Raw genomic sequence first — 17,169 nt, forward strand, 5'->3', positions numbered from 1 at the left:
ACGATGGCGATGCGCGCCGCGAGACGAGCTGACGGCGAGAAGACAGCACCCGAAGGAGCAGAGCAATGACCCAGTCCGTGTTCTTCAGTTTTCAGTACGACCCCGACAATTGGCGCGTCCAGCAGGTGATGAACATGGGCGCGGTCTCCGGCGGGTCCGCGTTCTCTCCGCAGGACTGGGAAGCCGTGCGGTACAAGACCGACGCCGCCATCGAAAAGTGGATTCACGAGCAGATGAACTACACCAAGGCTGTGATCGTGCTCGTCGGCGCGACAACTTCGAAGAGCCGATGGGTCAGGCACGAGATCATCAAGGCGTGGAACGACAAGCGTCCGTTGCTCGGCGTGCGAATTCACGGTCTGCGCGACAAGGACGGCTACACAGCATCCCGAGGCGCCGACCCGTTCGCGAGTATCTCCATGACAGGCGGCGGGACGATGGCCAACTATGTGGAGCTTATCGACCCGGTCGGCGGAGACAGCAAGGCGGTCTACCGCGACATCGAGAACAACCTGGAGGGCTGGGTGAATCACCGTGCCTACAGGCCGTCCTGAGTGTCCGTTCTGCGAGATCGTCCAGCAGGATGATCCCGTCGCCCGTGAGGTCTACCGGGACGATCACGTGGTCGCCTTTTTCCCGACTGAGCCCGCGGTCCTCGGTCATGTCCTGCTCGTGCCGCGACGACACGTTCCCGACATCTGGAGCTTGAAACCTGAGGAAGCGGCACGTCTCTCGCGTACCTCGCTTCGCATCTCATCGGCGATTCGCGATGCTCTCGTCCCCGACGGCTTGAACGTCATCCAGTCCAACGGAGAAGCCGCCACCCAGTCCGTACCGCACCTGCACATCCACCTGGTCCCGCGCTGGGAGAACGACGCCATGGGGCCGATCTGGCCCGACGAGACCGACTTCACTGAGGCGGAGAAGGACAAGGCGCTTCAGCGGGTGCGCGGTGCTGTCGCGAACCTGGCTGTCGAGGCGCCTGCTCTCAGTCCCGATGACCGGCGCAAGCACTTGGACTACATTCAGGCTGTCGTCACTCGACAGTCCGCCGCATCCGCGTCGGCGAAGAGCTGGCTGTTGCCGATTGTGACCGCTACGTTCGGATTCGCCCTGACGCAGGATTCATGGCCGCTCGCAGCGCTCGGGCTTGTCTCGGTCATGTTGTTCGCGTATCTGGACGCGAACTACCTCCGGAGTGAGAAGAGATTCCGGAAGCTATACAACACCGTCGCGCGGTCGCGCCGGATGGTCCCGGACTTCACCCTCGACCCCTCCGATGCCGATGATCCTCCTGAAGACGGGAGGTCGGCGGAGACCAAGTGGCGCGCGTTCGTTCGAGATTATCTCCCTGAATGGGGCATCTGGAAGTCCTGGTCCATCCTGCCGTTCTACGCGGCGCTCACGGTCATTGGCGTTGGCGTCGTGATCGTGGTGGCGACTTAATCATGCGCTTCGTGAATCGTTCAGCTGTCCCGAGGGGCATGACGAGGGTCATGCGGACCCGGCTGACGATAGTGTCTTGAGGACGCTCGGCTTCTGACCACCTCCACCGCTCGGGCAGGCCGGCGTCGCCTTAGATATAAGAGCGAGACGCCTGGGATGCTGGACAGGAGTTATGTCTAGCGGTAGCCTTGACTCATGAACGAGCGCTCCACCGCACCCCGCAAGGCGGCCATCTACCTCCGCATCTCGCAGGATCGCGAGATGGACGGGCTCGCTATTGAGCGCCAGCGTGAGGACTGTGAGAACCTCGCCCGGTTCCGGCGCTGGGAGGTCGTCGAAACCTACGTCGACCAGTCGAAGAGCGCCACCGACCGCACCGCGATCCGCCCCGACTACGACCGGATGGTCGCCGACTATCAGCTCGGGCGGTTCGACGCGATCATCTGCTACGACCTCGACAGGCTCACGCGGCAGCCTCGGCAGCTGGAGGATTGGATCGATTACGCCGAGCTGCGCGGTCTCGCCCTCGTCACCGCGAACGGCGATGCGGACCTGTCGACTGACGGCGGGCGCATGTACGCGCGCATCAAGGCGGCAGTGGCGCGCGCCGAGATGGAACGCAAGGGCGCGCGTCAGTCCGCGGCCCAGCGGCAGCGCGCGATGCAGGGGCGTGCCCCGAAGGGAATGCGACCGCTGGGATATGCGGTCAGCGGTGAAGTGATCCCTGACGAGGCCGAAGCGGTACGTGCGATCTTCGACCTTTTCACGAAGATCGAGGAACCCGAATCGTTGCGCTCTCTGGCGAGGGCGCTCAGCGGCCGCGACCAGATCGACGGCCTCTCGCCCTTGCCCAAGCACACGCATACGGTGAGCGTCGAGCGCGCCGCCGCCCGCGAGAAGCAGGGGCTCGAGCCCCGACCGATCGTCGAGGACGGGCCGTGGTCGCCGTCGACCGTGCTCGGCATCCTGCGGAACCCGCGCTATGCAGCGCTGAGCACCTACACGCCGAAGTTTGCTCAGGCTGACGGTAAGCGCCGCCGGACGTGGAAGGCACAGATCCTGCGTGACGACGCCGGAGAGCCTATCCGAGGGCAATGGGAACCGATCGTCGACGATGAGACATGGTGGACGGCGCAGCAGGTCCTCGATGACACCGAGCGCGTCACGAACACGTCTGGCTCCACGAAGCGCAAGCACCTCGGCAGCGGACTGTATCGCTGCGGTTATGTCCTCGACGAAGAGACCGGCGAGACCTGCGGAAAGAAGGTGACTGGGGCACCGCGCGGGTACAAGTGCGCGGGGCACATCGTGCGCTCGGGCGCCGCCATCGATGACTTCGTCACGAAGGTCATGGCCAAGCGTCTCGCGCGCAAGGACGCGACCGCAATGGTTGAGGCGCCGGACGGTGGAGCGCACGCCGCAGGCCTCGACGCCGCCATCAGTGACCAGCGGGCGCGGATCCTCCGCGCCGAGGCCGACTACGACGCCGAGATCATCGAAGCGCGCGACCTCAAACGCGTCCGCGACGGAGCCGAGGCGCGCATCCAGGAACTGGAAGCCGAGAAGCTCATGCGCGGCCGTTCTGGCGCCCTTGCCCCGATCCTAGGCGCGGAAGACCCCGCAGGGGCATTCAAGGAGTCGTCGCTCGACCTTCGCCGCGAGGCCATCGACACCCTGGCCACGGTCACCCTGTTGCCGCAGCCCCGTGGGCGCAAGGGATTCAGGGCCGATTCCGTCGTCGTCGACTGGAGGTAGGCGCCGCAGCCCGGCGGAGCCGGGCCGGGGATGAGACCGACGAGCGACAGCCGCTCGGGATCGGAGACGTCCCATGTCCACCATCATCAAGCCCCAGGCGGAGCCTCGCGTCTGGATCGGGTGCCTGGCCTGCTACAACAACGGCCACCTCGTCGGCGACTGGTCTAACGCCACCGTGGCTGACGAGGTCACCGTGGCCGACGTCCACGGCGCCGAGCCACCACAAGGCGCCCACGAGGAGATCTGGGTCTTCGACACAGACGCGATGCCCGGCCCGGCCGAGGAGATGAGCCCGCAGGAGGCAGCGCAACGCGCTCAGCGTCTTGCGGAGGTCGCCGAGGACGACCGCGATGCATTCGCCGCGTGGTGGGCCTCCGGCGATCACGTAGAAGACAGCGAAGGACTTCCGGTCGCCTCGGACTTCGAGGAGCGCTTCTGCGGCGCCTGGGGCTCGTTCAAGGAGTATGCCGAGCACCTCGCCAACGAGATCGGGCTGATCAATGAGGTGCCCGACGAGGTAGCACGGTACTTCGACTGGGCGGCATGGATCCGCGACCTCGCCTTCGACTACACGACCCTCCCAGCCACCGACGGCGGCGTCTACGTGATGAGGAGCATCTGATGAGTGCGGAGAGCATCGCATGGGACCACGTCCAGGCATTCCGACGGCACGAAGGTCGACCCGACATGACCCGGGCCGAGGCGAAGCTCGAAGACCTCCGAGCACTGCGCACGGCTGTCGAGGAGTCGATCCGCGAGCTTGAAGCGCGACCTCGTCGCTGAGCGCGACTGTCGGTGTCGAGTGCAATGAACGCAAGATCCCCGGAGCCGTGGGGCTCCGGGGATCTTGCTTTTTCTCCTACTGCCGGTCACGCCAGCGAGGCCAGGTAGGCTTCGCGTCGAACCTCCACGCCGATGCAAGCCGGTAGAGCCACCTGGCCGTGAGGAACAGCGCTCCCAGGGCCGCACCCGTACCGGCGACAGCAGCCAGGCCACGACCGATACCGAGCCAGACATCGTTGCCGACGTCGAACGCCCACCCCCATCCCCAGGTGAGAGCAGCGACAGCCATCCAGACACTTGCGAGGATCATTGCCAGGGGAATGAGGCCGACCACAAAGGCCGCAGCTGACTCCCAGAGCCGGAGCCGTCCCGCGCGCAGGTTCGCCTCCTGGAGAGCGTCAGCGCGCCGGTTCGCGCTGTCGAGCTCCCGCAGGACCACATCCGAGGCCTGCCCGGAAATCTCCTTGACAGCGCGATCAATCTCACGGCGGGCGACGGCTTCGACGCGCTTCGCCGAGGCGGTCAGTTCGCGGGCCGCCTTCGTGCTGTCCGCAGCCTGTGCGGCGAGCTTCTCAGCCACCGAGTTCAGGACCTTCCGCGTCGCGACCACGTTCTTGACCAACGTATTCAGAGCGTCGTTCACGTTCGAGCCGTCGACGTTCTTGCTGATCTCGACGAGCGTCTTCTCGATCTCGTTGAGCCTGCTCTCGACGCTCTCGCTCGGCGGCGAGGTGGTGTCGGAGAGCGGCGAGATCGACAACCGGTCCAGACGGCTCGGCTGCTCCTCGTCGACGGTCCTGACGTGCTCGTTCAGTGCGTCGACGGCGTTCGTCAAGTTCACGATCTCGCGCCTGTCGGCGTCGCGCGCCGACAGCAACGATTCCAGCTGATTCGTCACCTCCTGATGCCTGTCGTCGTCCTTCTTCATGTCGTCGAACAGCCCCATGCCGGGCCCCTTTCGCTGCGTGGTAGTTGAAAATCTCTTGTGCACCCTCGGCGGTGAACTCATGCGTGAGACGGGAAGCCTTCTTCCGGCCGAACTTTCCGTTGTCGGAGTGGCGCATCTTGTAGGACCAGCCGTCTCGGTTCGTCACCGCGAGCGTGACGCCGCGTTCAGCAAGGACCTGCTCGAAGGCGTCACGGCTCACGGATCGTTTGTCTGCCAGCGCTTCGTAGACCTTGTCTCCGAGCACCCGCTCGAACCCGCCAGGCGCGAAGTCCTCGCGCCTCAGCTCCCAGTCGGGCATTGGCCGCTCGGGCTCAGGCAGCACCTTCAAGCCCTCGTCGCGCATCAGATCATCGTTCAGTTGCCGCAGCCCGTGCTTCCACGAGGTGTACCGCTGGAGGCTCCCGCCCGTGAGATTGTCGTGGTTTATCGCGAGGATGTGTGCGTGGGCATGTCCTCCAGCGGCGTCCCGATGCACGGCGACGAGGTAGTCGGCCGTATGCATCCGCTCGACCAACTCGACAGCTACGTCTCGCACCCGGTCGAGGTCGTCCTGATCGGTCACGTCGAACTCGTCGGGGTGAAACGCCAGCACGTAGGACTGGAGCTGGTTCTTCCGTCCGTGAGCCTCAGCGAGGCGCTCGGCGCGAGCGATGAAGTGCTCCGGCTTCGAACCTCCGTCAGCCATCGACAACGCGAAGGAGACGGCCCTCGTCTGCCCGTCGGCGACGAGTTGCTCCCGAACGAGAGGGTCGCGACCGTAGAGCACATAGCCGACGGTTCCGGCGGCGTTCGTCGAGGGACGGACGTTCACCGTACTCACGTCCTCGTCCGATCACCGAGAGCGGCCCGCAACTCATTCACGGCGCCCATCACTGCACGCAGGAGATCGCCGTCGACAGCGGCGCCGTTGCGCAGCGCCTGATTGAGGTTGACCCCGACCCTCCGAAGCTGCTCGACAGCGGGACCCACCGTTTCCGAGACGCCCACGGACACCGCACTGCTCTCCAACCGGACGACCTTCGCGGAACGGGCGTCCAGCGCATCGAGCATCACCGCCCGCGCCCATGCGCTCGGCTTAACGCCGAGCACACCGGCACGGTGCCGGATCGCTTCACGATCAGCCACCGTCAGCCGCACGTCGAGAGAGACCTCTCGTCGACGGCAGTTCCGACGCTCCACAGGACCGTCGGCAGGCACCGTCGACTCCGCCTCAGCACGACCGGTGTTCACCTGGGTGTCGTGCTGAAGCTCCGCCGTCGGCGCCTGGTCTTCTGTACCCCTCTCCGCACGATCCCGACCAGCGCTGCTTGGGGTGTTGGGCTCGTTCTCCGAGGGGTACAGAAGACGGCCAGCAGGGTCGATGTCGGACAACTTCGCTTCGCTCGTCGTCCTCATCGACCGCTGGCCCTCGTCCTCAGTCGCTGCGCTCCCTGCGGGCGAGGGGTACCCGGGACGCTGGCGCAAGTCCCGGAGCGGAGTCGTCAGCCGTTCCACGGTGCCTCCTCCGGAGCCGGCTCAGCCGACTTCTTCGCCCTGCTCGACCGCTTCGCCTTCTCCTCCGCAAGGGCTTCGCGTGCCTCGCTGGAGACCTGGTCGTAGAGGTCGGGCTCCTGCTCACGCAGCAGCTCGATGACCCGCGCATCGACGCGGCGCTGCTCGGCAGCGGCAGCACGCTTGAGCTTGGCAATGCGCTCGGACGCGCGGCGGCGCTCCTGCTCGATCAGCTCGTCGAGGTTGATCGTGGTGCTCGTCTTGTTGCTCATAGTCAATTCTCCAGGTCGTTGAGGTGGTGGCTTCGGCTGAGGACCAGCGAAGCGATCTCGGGCGGGAGGTCGAGGGCGGCGATGATCGCGGTCTCGGGCAGGCCTTCGTCTCGCGCTTCCTGCACGTCCTCGCGGAGCAGGCCCAGCACTGCATCGAGCACGAGTGCTTCGGAGTGCAGGGAACCCTCGATCGTGGTGCGTCGCGGGTCGCGGTTCTGCCAGTCGCTGCCGGGCATCTGCCCGCAGATGAGCCAGTCCGTCAGCGCGACACGCGCGGCGTTTCTGTCCTGGATGTCTTGCATCAGCTCGTCGAGCATCCGGTCGTCGTTGGTCATATTGAGTTCCTTTCGGGTCGTTGATCTGGACAGCACGGCAGCCGGAGCGGCTCACCACACGGGAAGGTTCTCGACGATCTCCGCGAGAGCGTCGCGGTCGATGTCGTCGAGCACTCGCGTCCTGCGGGTGCGCTTAGACATGTGGTCCCACTGCGCGCGAGAGAAGTCGCCGTACCCGAGGGACGAGAGCCAAGCCAGCTTCTGGTCGACCGACACCCCGGAAGCGAGGACGGGGAGGTGCACGAGTCCCTCCTTGTGGGCGGCGACGATCTCGGTAAGTACGGCGGCGTCGACCGTGCGGATACGCCGCCCCGCGCGGCTCTCGAACCGGCGCCGCCAGGTGAACCATTCATCGCGAGTCCGCAGACATCCGGTCGGTCGGCCCTCACCCGTCGTGCCCGGACGAGCAGCCGCGATATGGCGGGCGATGTCGCGTGCCCTCGTGTACTCAGCGACGGTGTCCCACGGGGCAGTCTCGAACCCGGCGACCTCGTACCCATCGACGAGATCGACGCGCACGGTGTCGAGCAACGGACGACGCTTCATGTCGAAGTCGAGGCTCACCTCGGGCGTGCGCTGAACGGGGGCGAAGTCGAGACGATCCTTCGACCTCGAAAGTTCCCTGAAGGACGGAAACGAGGTGTACGGATTCGGCACCTTTCCCTCGCGCGAGAGGGCGATCTCGCGGAACCATGCACGCTCCTCCAACGAACCGCGTGCGATCTCGCGCGGAGTCTTCAACCCCGCCTTCGCAAGGACACCGCCTTCGACGGCGCTCACGTTGCCGCGCGTGGTCAGGTTGACCAAGTCGTCCTGGACGTGCTTCGGCTCCCACACCTTCGGGTCATCGACCAACGCCCGACGCGCCTCGCGGAACACGTCGGCGAGATCGAACACGTCGAACCCTTCGACGTCCGCCACGTCGGTGATGAAGCCGTCGGTCGTGACACTCACGAGGTCGACCTCGTTCGCCATCCCCAAGAGGAGCGCGCGAACAAGGCTGGTGATCATCGCCGCGTGATACGGGCTCGTCACGGCGGATCCGCCGATCGACTCCATCTCCTCGGCCCACGAGTTCCACCCGGAGCGCTCGGCGACGTCCTGCGCGAGCTTGCCGTAGCAGGAGTTGGTTGCGACCTTGATCATGAGGTCGACGAGCGAGCCCTTGCCCCACGTGCGCTTCGCGACAGCTCGGTCAGTGACCATCTGCCTGACGGCAGCGCGCATCGAACGAGACGGTCCGCCGTCGTGCTCCAGGACGCGCAGCCGATACCCGATCTGCACGCGGACGTGAGCGCCGAGCGCCAGGGCCAGCGCAAGCTCGGGGCCGCAGCACCACGCCCCATCGAAGGCAGCGAAGCCTGCCGTATCCATGCCCTCGCCCTGGGCCGCGCCGACGCCCTCGGAGGTGCGGGGGTAGATGATCGACTGACCAACCTGAACGGGCAGGCACGGCTCGACGCCCTCCGGGAAGTCCCACGAGACGTAGGCGACGATCGGGGTCACGTAGCCGAGCGGGAAGTCGCTCTTCGACAAGTCCCGATTCTTGATGACCTCCTCGATGCACCCGTTCTCGAAGTCGACGTCGACGATCGACGCCATCGCCGAGGGGTAGGCCGACTGGATGTCGTGGTCGTACGTGGTGGTCGGGAACGATCCGACGCGCAAGCACGAATTCCATCCGCCGTGGAAGGCCTGCTTGAAGGCCGAGTGTGCCTGATTGGCGTCACCGTCGACGGGCGTGAGCGATCGAACTGCGTAGTAGCTCAGCCCGTCGTCCGAGACCTCCTGACCCTCATCGATGGCAACCAGCCCCTGAAACCGCGCCATGAACAACGCGTTCCCGGCATCCCCGATGCCCCAGTAGGACTTGATACCCGCGCGCAGCGCGTGGGCACCCCCGCCAGAAAGAGTCACAGGAGGTACGGCGTGCAGCCCCCAGAGCAACGTGAGGTACTCCAGAACGATGACAGCATCGTTCGCGCCGTACTCAAGGAAGTCGACGAGATGATCACGCCGAAACGCGCTCATGTCCTCGATGGCGTCGCCGACATCGAGCTTCGCGACGCCGCAGACGTCCCCGAGTGCCGCGAGCGACTTCATCCCCGGCGCCGACTGCCCCATGGTGTCGCGGACGGTGATCGACAACGGCAGCCAGCGCTCACCGTTCGAGCCGTGTCCGGATCGCGCCGTCATGCGGATCGGCTTGAGCGAGACCAACCCGCCCGAGGCAGAGGTCACCCGGCGGAGGACGTCGCCGTACCGGCCGTCACCACGCTGACGACGGGGCCGAGCGAATGCCGTGAGGTCAGCGTTCAGATAGTGACCGGCCAGAACGACGCTGACGCGATGCTTCTTGTACAGCGCCGCCATGCTCGCGCGATAGTCACCCTTCACCCAGAACGACCGCCGGGCGACCCCACGAGGGTCGGGCAGGTCGAACGCGCGCCACAGCCCGCTCTCGCGGAGGACTACAGCAAGGCAGTCCTCGACGGCCAGCCGCTCGTCGGCCGCGAGCGGGAGGAGCACCACGTCGAACCTGTATGCGCGGTCGGCAGGATCGAGGCAGGAAAACTGATAGCTGTCGATTCGCCGTGACCCGTCCTCGCGATACGTGAACTCGGTGTCGACACTGATCACCGGCGCCTGCTCGCCGGTGCCCATCGCGCGGACCGTCGGGAGATCACCGACGGACGGCTGAGACCCCGTCGAAGGCGTCGCGGGAGAGCCAGGCGCGGGCACGCTGGCGCTGGCCGTCCCGGCCAGGCCAGTCTCCACTCCCATAGGGGAATTTGGCCTGAAGCAGTTTCCGCTGGTCAGGTGCTGAAATCCAGGGTCCGATGTGGCACCGTTCTCGGAAACGGTGCCACATTCAAGGGTGCTGTGGGCACTCTTGGGGGTGTTCGACGAACGCTCCACGCGGCGCACGAGGGCAGCCGTGTCGACGCCGGAGACAACAGTCGAGGAAGCGACCCAGCCGGTCCCGACCAGTGCGCCAGAAATGCGCGTGATCTCGTCCTCGACCGCAGTCACGATGCACCGCCGAAGATCGCGGTGAGACGGCGAACCTGCGCGTCAGTCAGCGTGGGAGCGGACGCAGCGAGCCGCTCGGCGGCGGCCTCGATGTCTTCGAAGGTCGAGGGCTTGATCGCGACAGCCAGAGCGTCGAGGTCGCTCTGTAGCACCTTGACGCGGGAGCCGATCTTGACCGCGGGCAGACGACCGTCAGCGATCCACTTGCGGAGCGTCTGATAGGCGCCGTAGCCGCGTGAGACGGCTTCTTGAAGGGTGAGGTAGTGATCGAGCGAGGACGAGGGGGGAGGGGTGTGCCCCATGACAACTCCAGACAGCGTGAACTGTCCGGAGACGGGGGAATAGTTGTCCGGCTACTTTCCCGGTCGCCGTGCGCGATGCTCCACTGGGCCCTGTCGGGCCTCCGTGCCTTACGGGAGAAGCCACTCCCAGCCGGGTCGTCTCTATTGCTCAATCTCGACGTGATTCCCGGCGCTACCCGGTGCTGACTACGCGCTGCTCAACACAGCCCACGTGGGGTGATCCCTCTTCGAGCACCTTGCGGTCGCGGTGATCAAAGACTTGACGCGATCCTATCGCGCCTGTCAAGCGGGCGCAAGTAGTGGTACTAATGACGGAAGTTGTGTACGTAACGTGGTGGAGTTCCGCTTCAACGTCTAACGCGCGCACGCCTCATCGGTCACGCGTCGTCGGACCCGGATCGAGCAGGGCGTCGAGTGCGGCCTTGGGGCGCGACAAGCCGATCTCGCGGACCCAATTGCGCACGGTGAGGTACACGCCGGCATCGGAATCCGCCTCGACGCCGATCGCGTCGATGCCCTGGCTCTCGCACAGGGCGACTCCGCGGCGGAGGTGGAAATCCCGCGTCACCAGGATCGCCTCGTCGATGTCGAAGACGGTCTTGGCGCGGGCGCAGGTGTTGTAGGTCGTGACGCCGAACCGGTCGTCGGTGATGGCATCGGCACCGACGCCGCGCTCGACCAGATACTTCCGCATCGCGGCCACCTCGTCGCCCTTGGTCGACACCGCGTGACCCGACACCAGAACGCGCTGGGCCCGGCGTTCGCGCAGGATCGTCAGCGCGGTGTCCAGCCGCTCCCGCAGATACACCGAGGGCTCGCCGTCGCGCACGCGGTCGCCCAACACCACCACCCACTGTCGGGACGCGTTCTGATCGATGCGCGAGCGGCTCTCCCACTGCACCCAGGCGCTCGAGATCCCGATGACGATGACGACCGCGATCACGATGTACCGAATCAAGCGGCGCAGGGTTGCAAACACCGGACCGAGGGTACTGATCGTCCGGCCGAAGCCGGTGTGGCGACGGCGGTGCCCTCAGCGTGGGGTGAGGATGAAGACCCGTGCGCCGCCCTCGAAAGCCCGCCGGAGGTCCTCAGGATCGGGGGAGCCGTCGGCGCCGAAGCCGATGCCGTTGAACGAGGCGAAGTTCGTGTTGTCGGCGGCGATCACGCCGTACAGCTCGACCACGCCGGCCTCGTCGGAGACGACCCGCACGTCGGCGGTCCGACGGTGCCCGGCGAGCTGGATGTCGATCGGTTCACCGGTGCGCAGGTTCTTCCCCCACGCGAACGGCGACCCGACCAGCAGGTCCCCGTCGTGCTTGGTATAGGCGACGGGCACCTCGAAGACCTTGCCCGACTTCCTCCCCACCACGTACAGCGTGAGCAGTCGGCCGCCGAGGAATTTCGATGACCCGGGCGCGCGCAGCAGTGTGCGCATCACTGCGTTCATCACTCCTTGCAGCGGCATCGTCTTGGCGGTACCTGCGCTCCGGCTCACGGTTCAACGGTAGGCCCGCTCACCCCGCTGCGGCTAGGTAGTGATCGAGGAATCCGCGGTTGCGCCGATGTCGAAAAACCTGTCAGGGGTTCGTCGTATAGATGACGGCACCGGACGGCGGTCGTCGGAAATCGACTATGAGGAATCCCCATGAGCACGCACACTGAACCGATGGACCACCCACCCACCGGCGTGACGACGCCCTCCGACGAGCGGACCGAGCAGGCCGGGCGCACGCCGCTGGTGATCAAACTGCTGGTCGCGGCTACTTTCGTGGTGATCCTCAACGAGACGATCATGATCAACGCGATCCCGCGACTCATGACGGACTTCCACATCGAGGCGCGCGCCGCGCAATGGCTGTCGACCGTCTTCATGCTCACCATGGCCGCGGTGATCCCGGTGACGGGCTGGTTCCTGCAGCGCGTCAGCACCCGCACGGCGTACGCGGTCGCGATGGCCACGTTCAGCGCCGGTACCGCGCTCGCGGCGATCGCCCCGAACTTCGAGGTGCTGCTCGCCGCCCGCGTGGTGCAGGCGGGCGGCACCGCGATCATGATGCCGCTGCTGATGACCACGTTGATGACCGTGGTCCCGGAGAGCGACCGCGGCCGCGTGATGGGGCAGGTCACGCTGGCCATGTCGTGTGCGCCGGCGCTGGGTCCGGCGGTGTCCGGGGTGATTCTGCACTTCGGCTCGTGGCGGCTGATCTTCGCCTTCGTCCTGCCCATCGCTGTGCTCGTCGGCATCGCCGGGATGCGGCAGTTGGAGAACGTCGGCGAGACCGAGAGCACGCCGGTCAGCTGGCTCAGCGTCGCGCTCGCTGCGGGCGGATTCGGCAGCCTCGTCTACGGTCTCAGCGAGATCGGCACGGGCAGCTGGACCGGCCCCGTCCTCACCGTGGCCGCAGGCGTTCTCCTGATCGCCGCCTTCGCCGCCTACCAGGTGCGCCTGCAGCAGCGCGAGATGCCGCTCCTCGATCTGCGCACCCTGCGGCACCGCACCTATGCGGTCTCGCTCCTGCTGATGTCGGCCGCGTTCATGGCCTTCCTCGGATCGATGATCCTGTTGCCGCTCTACCTCCAGGACCTGCGCGGACTCTCCGAACTGCAGACCGGGTTGCTGGTGATGCCGGGCGGCCTCGCGATGGGATTGCTCGGGCCCAAGGTCGGCAAGATCTACGACCGCGTCGGCGCGCGGCCGCTGGTGATCCCGGGCTCGATCGGCATGGTGATCGCGCTCGGCGCGCTGAGCCGCATCGGCGCAACCACGCCGTACCCGGTCATCGTCGCGATCCACGTCGCGCTGATGGTGTGCCTCGCCGCCGTCTTCACCCCCGTCTTCACCGTGGGCCTCGGCGATCTGCCGGAGCACCTGTACTCGCACGGCTCGTCGCTGCTCGGCACCTTGCAGCAGGTGGCCGGCGCGATCGGGACGGCCGCGCTGATCGTGGTCATGTCGAACCGCACAACGCAGCTCGTCGAGGCGGGGGCGTCGCAGCCGTCGGCCTTCGTCGGCGGCTTGGAGTGGGCCTTCGTCGCGGCGGCGCTGATGGGCGTCGTGGTGGTCGTGGCGGCGCTCCTGCTCCCGGCCGCGAAGCCGGCGACGGAGGAGTCCCGGACCGTCAGTTGATGATCTCGGCGCGGTCGTCGGAACGGATCGCGGCCAGCCGATCGCGCCACTGCTGCAGCGCTTCCGGCGAGAGGCGGGTCCAGTCGTCGATCCGCTCGACGATCCGCAGGGGAGCGCTGCTGCGGTAGGAGCGGGTGGGGTTGCCGGGGAACTTCTTATCGGTGACGTTCGGGTCGTTCTCGAACTCCCCGGTCGGCTCCACCCGGTACACCTGCGGCTCACCGTCGCCGGCTGCGAGTTCTGCGGCGAGCCCGGCGCCGTCGCGCAGGGCCGTGAAGTAGATGTGGTTCATGACGATCTCGGGCCGGTAGTTCGACCGGAACCCCGCGGTGAGGAGGTCTCCGACCTGGAGATCGGCCTTCGTGCCGTGGAAGAAGGGGCCTTCGTCCAACGCGTCGCTCATCGACCCAGGCTACCTCCGCGGACGGCTCACGGGGCCCGAGGAGCGGGTGCGCCGCCCTCCCGCGGCCGCGATTCCTTCCTCCCTCCGGCTCGTGGCCGCGGATCGGATCATCGGCGGGGAGAACGGCGGAATTAGGTCGTGAACTGACCGGTGCGCTGACTAGGGTTGGCACCATGGCTGAAGTCAGGCAGATCCAGGTGACGTTCGATTGCGCGGACCCGAAGAAGGTCGCGCTGTTCTGGTGCGAGGTGCTGGGATACGTTGTGCCGCCGCCACCTCCGGGCTTCGACTCCTGGGACGCCTTCGATGCCAGCCTGCCGCCGGACTGGCAGGGCAGCAGGTTCGCGTGCATCGACCCGAACGGCGTCGGTCCGCGGCTGTTCTTCCAGCGCGTACCCGAGGGCAAGGTGGTGAAGAACCGCGTGCACCTCGACGTCCGGGTGGGCACGGGCCTCGTCGGCGCCGAACGGCTCGCCGCACTCGAGGCCGAGTGCGCGCGTCTCATCCCGCTCGGCGCCACCCGGTACGAGCTGCTCGAAGCCGACGGGGTGAACGAATCCTGTCTGGTGATGCAGGACGTCGAGGGCAATGAGTTCTGCCTCGACTGACACACGCTGAAGAACGAGCGAGAGGAGTAGCCGTGGATCTGTTCGCGAGGATCGCCGTCAGCAGGCTTCCCGAGGCGATCGCCTGGGGTGATGCGCTGTTCGGTCCGGTGGAGGCGTTCGCGCCGAACGATACCGAGCACGTCTGGACCCTCGCCGAGCACTGTCACGTCTACGTCGAGCTCACGTCTACGTCGAGCTCCTGCCGCAGCACGCCGGACACTCCTCGGTGACCCTGTTCGTCGACGACCTCGACGCCTTCCTCGCCGCGGCCGCGGAACGCGGTCTGCACCCGGATACGCAGGAGGACTACGACAACGGTGTGCGGAAGACGATCTTCCTCGACCCCGACGGCAACGAGATCGGTGTGGGCGGCGCGCCCGCGGAACAAGGAGCATGACCTCATGACACTGCGCGTCCACAGCACCCTGGAACCCACCGGTCCTGCCACCGCCATCATGCTCACCGACGAGCAGGTCGCCGCACTCGACGGCGGCAAGCGGCCGGCGGTCCGCGTCACCATCGGCGATCGCACGGCGCGCCTGCGCGTCGCACCGATGGGTGGCTGCAACATGATCGGGCTGTCGAAGGCCGCGCGGAAGGAACTCGGCGTGGAGATCGGCGACACCGTGGACGCCACCATCGAGCTCGACGATGCCGAGCGCACCGTCGACCTGCCCGACGATCTCGCGGCCGCGCTCGACGCCGACCCCGCGGTGCGGGCCGCCTTCGACGCGCTCAACTACACGCGCCGCAAGGAGTACGCCCGCGGCGTCACCGAGGCCAAGCGTGCGGAGACCCGGGAACGCCGGATCGCCGCGGTGGTGGACGCGCTCCGTTAGGCGGTGGCCGCCGCAGACATGAGGGTCCCGATCACGGTGCGCGACAGGGCTTCTCGGTCGCCCTCGTTCCACGCCCGCAGTAGCACTGCGATGATCGCGTAGGCCAGTGCCGCGGGATCCGTGGTGGCGGCCAGGTGCCCGTCGTCCCGCGCCGCGGTGAGGTACTGCGTGACGCCGTCGGTGAGTCCGGCGAACCCGGCCGACTCCGCACCGAGGATCTCCGCCGCCTTGCCCTGGAGGTCCGGTCGCGCGGCAAGCAGGCGGGCGAAGGCCGTTGCCGCGGGTTGGGGGAGGGAGGCGAGTGCGTCGCCGAGATCGGGTGGGCGGAGCGATTCGATCTCGCCCGCGGCGGCGGTCAGGAGGAAGCTGCGGTCGACCGCATAGGCCACGAGGAAGCCCTCGAAGTCTCCGAAGTGGGCGTGCAGCAGCCCGGTGGCAACGCCGGCCTCCGCGGTGACCGCACGGCCCCGCAGGCCGCCCGCCCCCTCGCGCAGGATCACGGTCTCGGCCGCGGCGAACAGCCGCTGCCGGACTCCGTCGATCGCGACTCCCCGGGGCATGCCGACGATTCTACGAGGTGGGGGCCACTGGCGCAGAGAATGGTCACTCGTTCATACTGGAATGAACACTCGTTCATATCAGGGAGGCCGACATGCCACAGCGGGTACTCATCGCCGGCGCGGGAATCGCCGGACTGGCGGCGGCGCTGCGCCTGCACCGCGACGGCCACGAGATCGTCGTCGTCGAGCGCGCGCGGGCCCGGCGCACTGGCGGCTACCTGATCAACCTCCTCGGGACGGGATTCGACGCCGCCGAACGCCTCGGGCTCGACGGTGCGCTCCGCGCGCACGATCAGGGGATGTTCACCTCGAATCTCGTCCGCGCCGACGGCAGCACCAGGCTCACCATGCCCGCGGCAATGGCGGAGTCCTTGGGCGACCGCGCGCTCACCGTGTTCCGCGGAGACCTGGAATCCGTTCTGTACGAGGCGGTCCAGGGCTGCGCGGACATCCGCTTCGACACCACGGTGACGGCGATCGAGGACGTCCCTTCGGCGCCGCTGCGCGTCACGCTCAGCGACGGCACCGTCGAAGACGCGGACCTCGTGATCGGTGCCGACGGCCTGCACTCGGGCGTGCGCGAGCTGGCCTTCGGCCCGTCCGAATCCTTCGTCCGCGAGCTGAACCACGTGGTCGCGGCGTTCACCCTCGACGCGCCACCCGAAGGCCTATCGCCGCAGACCGCGGACACCTTCATCGACGTCGGGCGCACCGCCGCGGTGTTCCGTCCGCGCACGCAGAGCGCCTCGGCGTTCGTCACCTACCGCACGGACTCGGTCGCCGCCGATCTCGCAGCCGGGCCCGTCGCCGCGATCGAGAGGCGCTTCGCCGACCTCGGCGGGGGACTGCGGGCAGCGATCGCAGGGGCGGGTGACGAGGCGTACTTCGATTCCGTGAGTCAGGTGGTGATGCCGTCGTGGAGTTCCGGCCGGGTGGTGCTGCTCGGCGACGCGGCCTGGTGCGTGTCACTTTTCGCCGGCCACGGCGCGGGCCTCGCGCTCGACGGTGCCGATCGCCTGGGGCGGGCGCTGGCCGCCCACGACGACACCGCGGCGGCCCTGCGCAGCTGGGAAGCGAGCCTGCGCGACGAGGTGGAGCGGAAGCAGAAGCAGGCGCGTGTCGGCATGGCCCGGTTCGCACCGCCGAGCCGATTGCACCTCGTGGTGCAGGACCTGATGATTCGCGCCCTCACCGCGCCGGTCCTCGGCCCGTTCCTGCAGTCCCGGCTCCCGCGGCCGAAGTGATGCACGGAATCCCGCTAGC

General features: G+C 67.1%; 21 protein-coding genes and 1 pseudogene. 11 read left to right on the plus strand and 11 right to left on the minus strand.

The window, feature by feature from the left end; translation table 11 throughout:
- Window positions 1–65: 65 nt before the first annotated feature.
- The 5 genes from ABD108_RS19025 to ABD108_RS19045 all read left to right on the plus strand — a co-directional run bounded on the left by ABD108_RS19025 (window position 66) and on the right by ABD108_RS19045 (window position 3,984).
- A complete protein-coding gene (locus tag ABD108_RS19025) occupies window positions 66–554 on the plus strand; it encodes a TIR domain-containing protein (protein ID WP_343931094.1) in 489 nt (162 codons plus the stop codon).
- Window positions 535–1,446 (plus strand): HIT family protein, encoded by a 912-nt coding sequence (locus ABD108_RS19030; protein ID WP_343931095.1) that lies wholly within the window; start codon window positions 535–537, stop codon window positions 1,444–1,446. The genes ABD108_RS19025 and ABD108_RS19030 overlap by 20 nt, the downstream gene beginning before the upstream one ends.
- Window positions 1,447–1,641: 195 nt before the next feature.
- Entirely contained in the window at window positions 1,642–3,201 is a 1,560-nt protein-coding gene (locus tag ABD108_RS19035; protein WP_343931096.1) for a recombinase family protein, read from the plus strand.
- 73 nt (window positions 3,202–3,274) lie between these two features.
- Window positions 3,275–3,823 (plus strand): antirestriction protein ArdA, encoded by a 549-nt coding sequence (locus tag ABD108_RS19040; RefSeq protein WP_343931097.1) that lies wholly within the window; start codon window positions 3,275–3,277, stop codon window positions 3,821–3,823.
- The gene (locus ABD108_RS19045; RefSeq protein WP_343931098.1) at window positions 3,823–3,984 is read left to right on the plus strand and encodes a hypothetical protein; all 162 of its coding nucleotides are present in this window, start codon (window positions 3,823–3,825) and stop codon (window positions 3,982–3,984) included. The genes ABD108_RS19040 and ABD108_RS19045 overlap by 1 nt, the downstream gene beginning before the upstream one ends.
- 76 nt (window positions 3,985–4,060) lie before the next feature.
- Here ABD108_RS19045 and ABD108_RS19050 read toward each other — a convergent pair whose 3' ends face one another.
- The 9 genes and pseudogenes from ABD108_RS19050 to ABD108_RS19085 all read right to left on the minus strand — a co-directional run bounded on the left by ABD108_RS19050 (window position 4,061) and on the right by ABD108_RS19085 (window position 11,864).
- Window positions 4,061–4,930 (minus strand): UbiA prenyltransferase family protein, encoded by an 870-nt coding sequence (locus ABD108_RS19050; protein ID WP_343931099.1) that lies wholly within the window; start codon window positions 4,928–4,930, stop codon window positions 4,061–4,063.
- 388 nt (window positions 4,931–5,318) lie between these two features.
- A pseudogene (locus tag ABD108_RS22150) lies at window positions 5,319–5,618 on the minus strand (relaxase/mobilization nuclease domain-containing protein); the annotation flags it as partial.
- 131 nt (window positions 5,619–5,749) lie between these two features.
- Window positions 5,750–6,328, minus strand: a complete 579-nt coding sequence (locus tag ABD108_RS22155) for a plasmid mobilization protein (RefSeq protein WP_425579807.1) — start codon at window positions 6,326–6,328, stop codon at window positions 5,750–5,752.
- Window positions 6,329–6,414: 86 nt separating this feature from the next.
- Window positions 6,415–6,696 carry a hypothetical protein gene (locus ABD108_RS19060; RefSeq protein WP_343931101.1) on the minus strand — a complete coding sequence of 94 codons (282 nt, stop codon included), beginning with the start codon at window positions 6,694–6,696 and terminating at the stop codon, window positions 6,415–6,417.
- 2 nt (window positions 6,697–6,698) lie between these two features.
- Entirely contained in the window at window positions 6,699–7,031 is a 333-nt protein-coding gene (locus tag ABD108_RS19065; RefSeq protein WP_343931102.1) for a hypothetical protein, read from the minus strand.
- A gap of 51 nt (window positions 7,032–7,082) precedes the next feature.
- Window positions 7,083–9,695, minus strand: coding sequence for a hypothetical protein (locus ABD108_RS19070; protein WP_343931103.1), 2,613 nt, complete (start codon window positions 9,693–9,695; stop codon window positions 7,083–7,085).
- 365 nt (window positions 9,696–10,060) lie between these two features.
- The gene (locus tag ABD108_RS19075; protein ID WP_343931104.1) at window positions 10,061–10,366 is read right to left on the minus strand and encodes a helix-turn-helix domain-containing protein; all 306 of its coding nucleotides are present in this window, start codon (window positions 10,364–10,366) and stop codon (window positions 10,061–10,063) included.
- Window positions 10,367–10,736: 370 nt separating this feature from the next.
- Window positions 10,737–11,345 (minus strand): SanA/YdcF family protein, encoded by a 609-nt coding sequence (locus tag ABD108_RS19080; RefSeq protein ID WP_343931105.1) that lies wholly within the window; start codon window positions 11,343–11,345, stop codon window positions 10,737–10,739.
- Between the two features lie 54 nt (window positions 11,346–11,399).
- The gene (locus ABD108_RS19085) at window positions 11,400–11,864 is read right to left on the minus strand and encodes a PNPOx family protein (RefSeq protein ID WP_255585688.1); all 465 of its coding nucleotides are present in this window, start codon (window positions 11,862–11,864) and stop codon (window positions 11,400–11,402) included.
- 150 nt (window positions 11,865–12,014) lie between these two features.
- On the opposite strand from ABD108_RS19085, the gene ABD108_RS19090 reads away from it, so the two are divergent.
- Window positions 12,015–13,496, plus strand: a complete 1,482-nt coding sequence (locus tag ABD108_RS19090) for an MDR family MFS transporter (RefSeq protein WP_220658218.1) — start codon at window positions 12,015–12,017, stop codon at window positions 13,494–13,496.
- Here ABD108_RS19090 and arr read toward each other — a convergent pair.
- A complete protein-coding gene (gene arr, locus ABD108_RS19095; RefSeq protein ID WP_220658219.1) occupies window positions 13,489–13,899 on the minus strand; it encodes an NAD(+)--rifampin ADP-ribosyltransferase in 411 nt (136 codons plus the stop codon). The two genes, ABD108_RS19090 and arr, sit on opposite strands and share 8 nt — an antisense overlap.
- A gap of 173 nt (window positions 13,900–14,072) precedes the next feature.
- Between arr and ABD108_RS19100 the strand changes: the two genes are divergently transcribed.
- From ABD108_RS19100 to ABD108_RS19115, 4 genes are read left to right on the plus strand one after another with little or no spacing between them, the layout of a single operon-like run.
- Window positions 14,073–14,507: a VOC family protein gene (locus tag ABD108_RS19100; RefSeq protein WP_220658220.1), complete on the plus strand. Its 435-nt coding sequence runs from the start codon at window positions 14,073–14,075 to the stop codon at window positions 14,505–14,507.
- 32 nt (window positions 14,508–14,539) lie between these two features.
- Entirely contained in the window at window positions 14,540–14,737 is a 198-nt protein-coding gene (locus ABD108_RS19105; protein WP_343931106.1) for a hypothetical protein, read from the plus strand.
- The gene (locus ABD108_RS19110) at window positions 14,734–14,904 is read left to right on the plus strand and encodes a VOC family protein (protein ID WP_343931107.1); all 171 of its coding nucleotides are present in this window, start codon (window positions 14,734–14,736) and stop codon (window positions 14,902–14,904) included. Before ABD108_RS19105 ends, ABD108_RS19110 begins: the two co-directional genes overlap by 4 nt.
- 4 nt (window positions 14,905–14,908) lie before the next feature.
- A complete protein-coding gene (locus ABD108_RS19115; protein ID WP_343931108.1) occupies window positions 14,909–15,346 on the plus strand; it encodes a YdeI/OmpD-associated family protein in 438 nt (145 codons plus the stop codon).
- On the opposite strand, the gene ABD108_RS19120 is transcribed toward ABD108_RS19115, so the two are convergent.
- Complete coding sequence (locus ABD108_RS19120; RefSeq protein ID WP_220658223.1) at window positions 15,343–15,906, minus strand: TetR/AcrR family transcriptional regulator; 564 nt, start codon at window positions 15,904–15,906, stop codon at window positions 15,343–15,345. The two genes, ABD108_RS19115 and ABD108_RS19120, sit on opposite strands and share 4 nt — an antisense overlap.
- A gap of 92 nt (window positions 15,907–15,998) precedes the next feature.
- Between ABD108_RS19120 and ABD108_RS19125 the strand changes: the two genes are divergently transcribed.
- On the plus strand, window positions 15,999–17,150 hold the full coding sequence (locus ABD108_RS19125) for an FAD-dependent monooxygenase (RefSeq protein WP_220658224.1): 1,152 nt from the start codon (window positions 15,999–16,001) through the stop codon (window positions 17,148–17,150).
- Window positions 17,151–17,169 lie beyond the last annotated feature (19 nt).

Origin of the sequence: Tsukamurella strandjordii (assembly GCF_039525985.1) — a bacterium.
GTDB lineage: Bacteria > Actinomycetota > Actinomycetes > Mycobacteriales > Mycobacteriaceae > Tsukamurella > Tsukamurella strandjordii.

What these genes read in the sequence shown, in the direction of transcription:
- ABD108_RS22155 (WP_425579807.1), bottom strand. Translation starts at nt 6,328, where the DNA reads ATGAGGACGACGAGCGAAGCGAAGTTGTCCGACATCGACCCTGCTGGC.
- ABD108_RS19025 (WP_343931094.1), top strand. Translation starts at nt 66, where the DNA reads ATGACCCAGTCCGTGTTCTTCAGTTTTCAGTACGACCCCGACAATTGG.
- ABD108_RS19125 (WP_220658224.1), top strand. Translation starts at nt 15,999, where the DNA reads ATGCCACAGCGGGTACTCATCGCCGGCGCGGGAATCGCCGGACTGGCG.
- ABD108_RS19040 (WP_343931097.1), top strand. Translation starts at nt 3,275, where the DNA reads ATGTCCACCATCATCAAGCCCCAGGCGGAGCCTCGCGTCTGGATCGGG.
- ABD108_RS19120 (WP_220658223.1), bottom strand. Translation starts at nt 15,906, where the DNA reads ATGCCCCGGGGAGTCGCGATCGACGGAGTCCGGCAGCGGCTGTTCGCC.
- ABD108_RS19060 (WP_343931101.1), bottom strand. Translation starts at nt 6,696, where the DNA reads ATGAGCAACAAGACGAGCACCACGATCAACCTCGACGAGCTGATCGAG.
- ABD108_RS19075 (WP_343931104.1), bottom strand. Translation starts at nt 10,366, where the DNA reads ATGGGGCACACCCCTCCCCCCTCGTCCTCGCTCGATCACTACCTCACC.
- ABD108_RS19050 (WP_343931099.1), bottom strand. Translation starts at nt 4,930, where the DNA reads ATGGGGCTGTTCGACGACATGAAGAAGGACGACGACAGGCATCAGGAG.
- ABD108_RS19045 (WP_343931098.1), top strand. Translation starts at nt 3,823, where the DNA reads ATGAGTGCGGAGAGCATCGCATGGGACCACGTCCAGGCATTCCGACGG.
- ABD108_RS19115 (WP_343931108.1), top strand. Translation starts at nt 14,909, where the DNA reads ATGACACTGCGCGTCCACAGCACCCTGGAACCCACCGGTCCTGCCACC.
- ABD108_RS19100 (WP_220658220.1), top strand. Translation starts at nt 14,073, where the DNA reads ATGGCTGAAGTCAGGCAGATCCAGGTGACGTTCGATTGCGCGGACCCG.
- ABD108_RS19090 (WP_220658218.1), top strand. Translation starts at nt 12,015, where the DNA reads ATGAGCACGCACACTGAACCGATGGACCACCCACCCACCGGCGTGACG.
- ABD108_RS19070 (WP_343931103.1), bottom strand. Translation starts at nt 9,695, where the DNA reads ATGGGCACCGGCGAGCAGGCGCCGGTGATCAGTGTCGACACCGAGTTC.
- ABD108_RS19065 (WP_343931102.1), bottom strand. Translation starts at nt 7,031, where the DNA reads ATGACCAACGACGACCGGATGCTCGACGAGCTGATGCAAGACATCCAG.
- arr (WP_220658219.1), bottom strand. Translation starts at nt 13,899, where the DNA reads ATGAGCGACGCGTTGGACGAAGGCCCCTTCTTCCACGGCACGAAGGCC.
- ABD108_RS19035 (WP_343931096.1), top strand. Translation starts at nt 1,642, where the DNA reads ATGAACGAGCGCTCCACCGCACCCCGCAAGGCGGCCATCTACCTCCGC.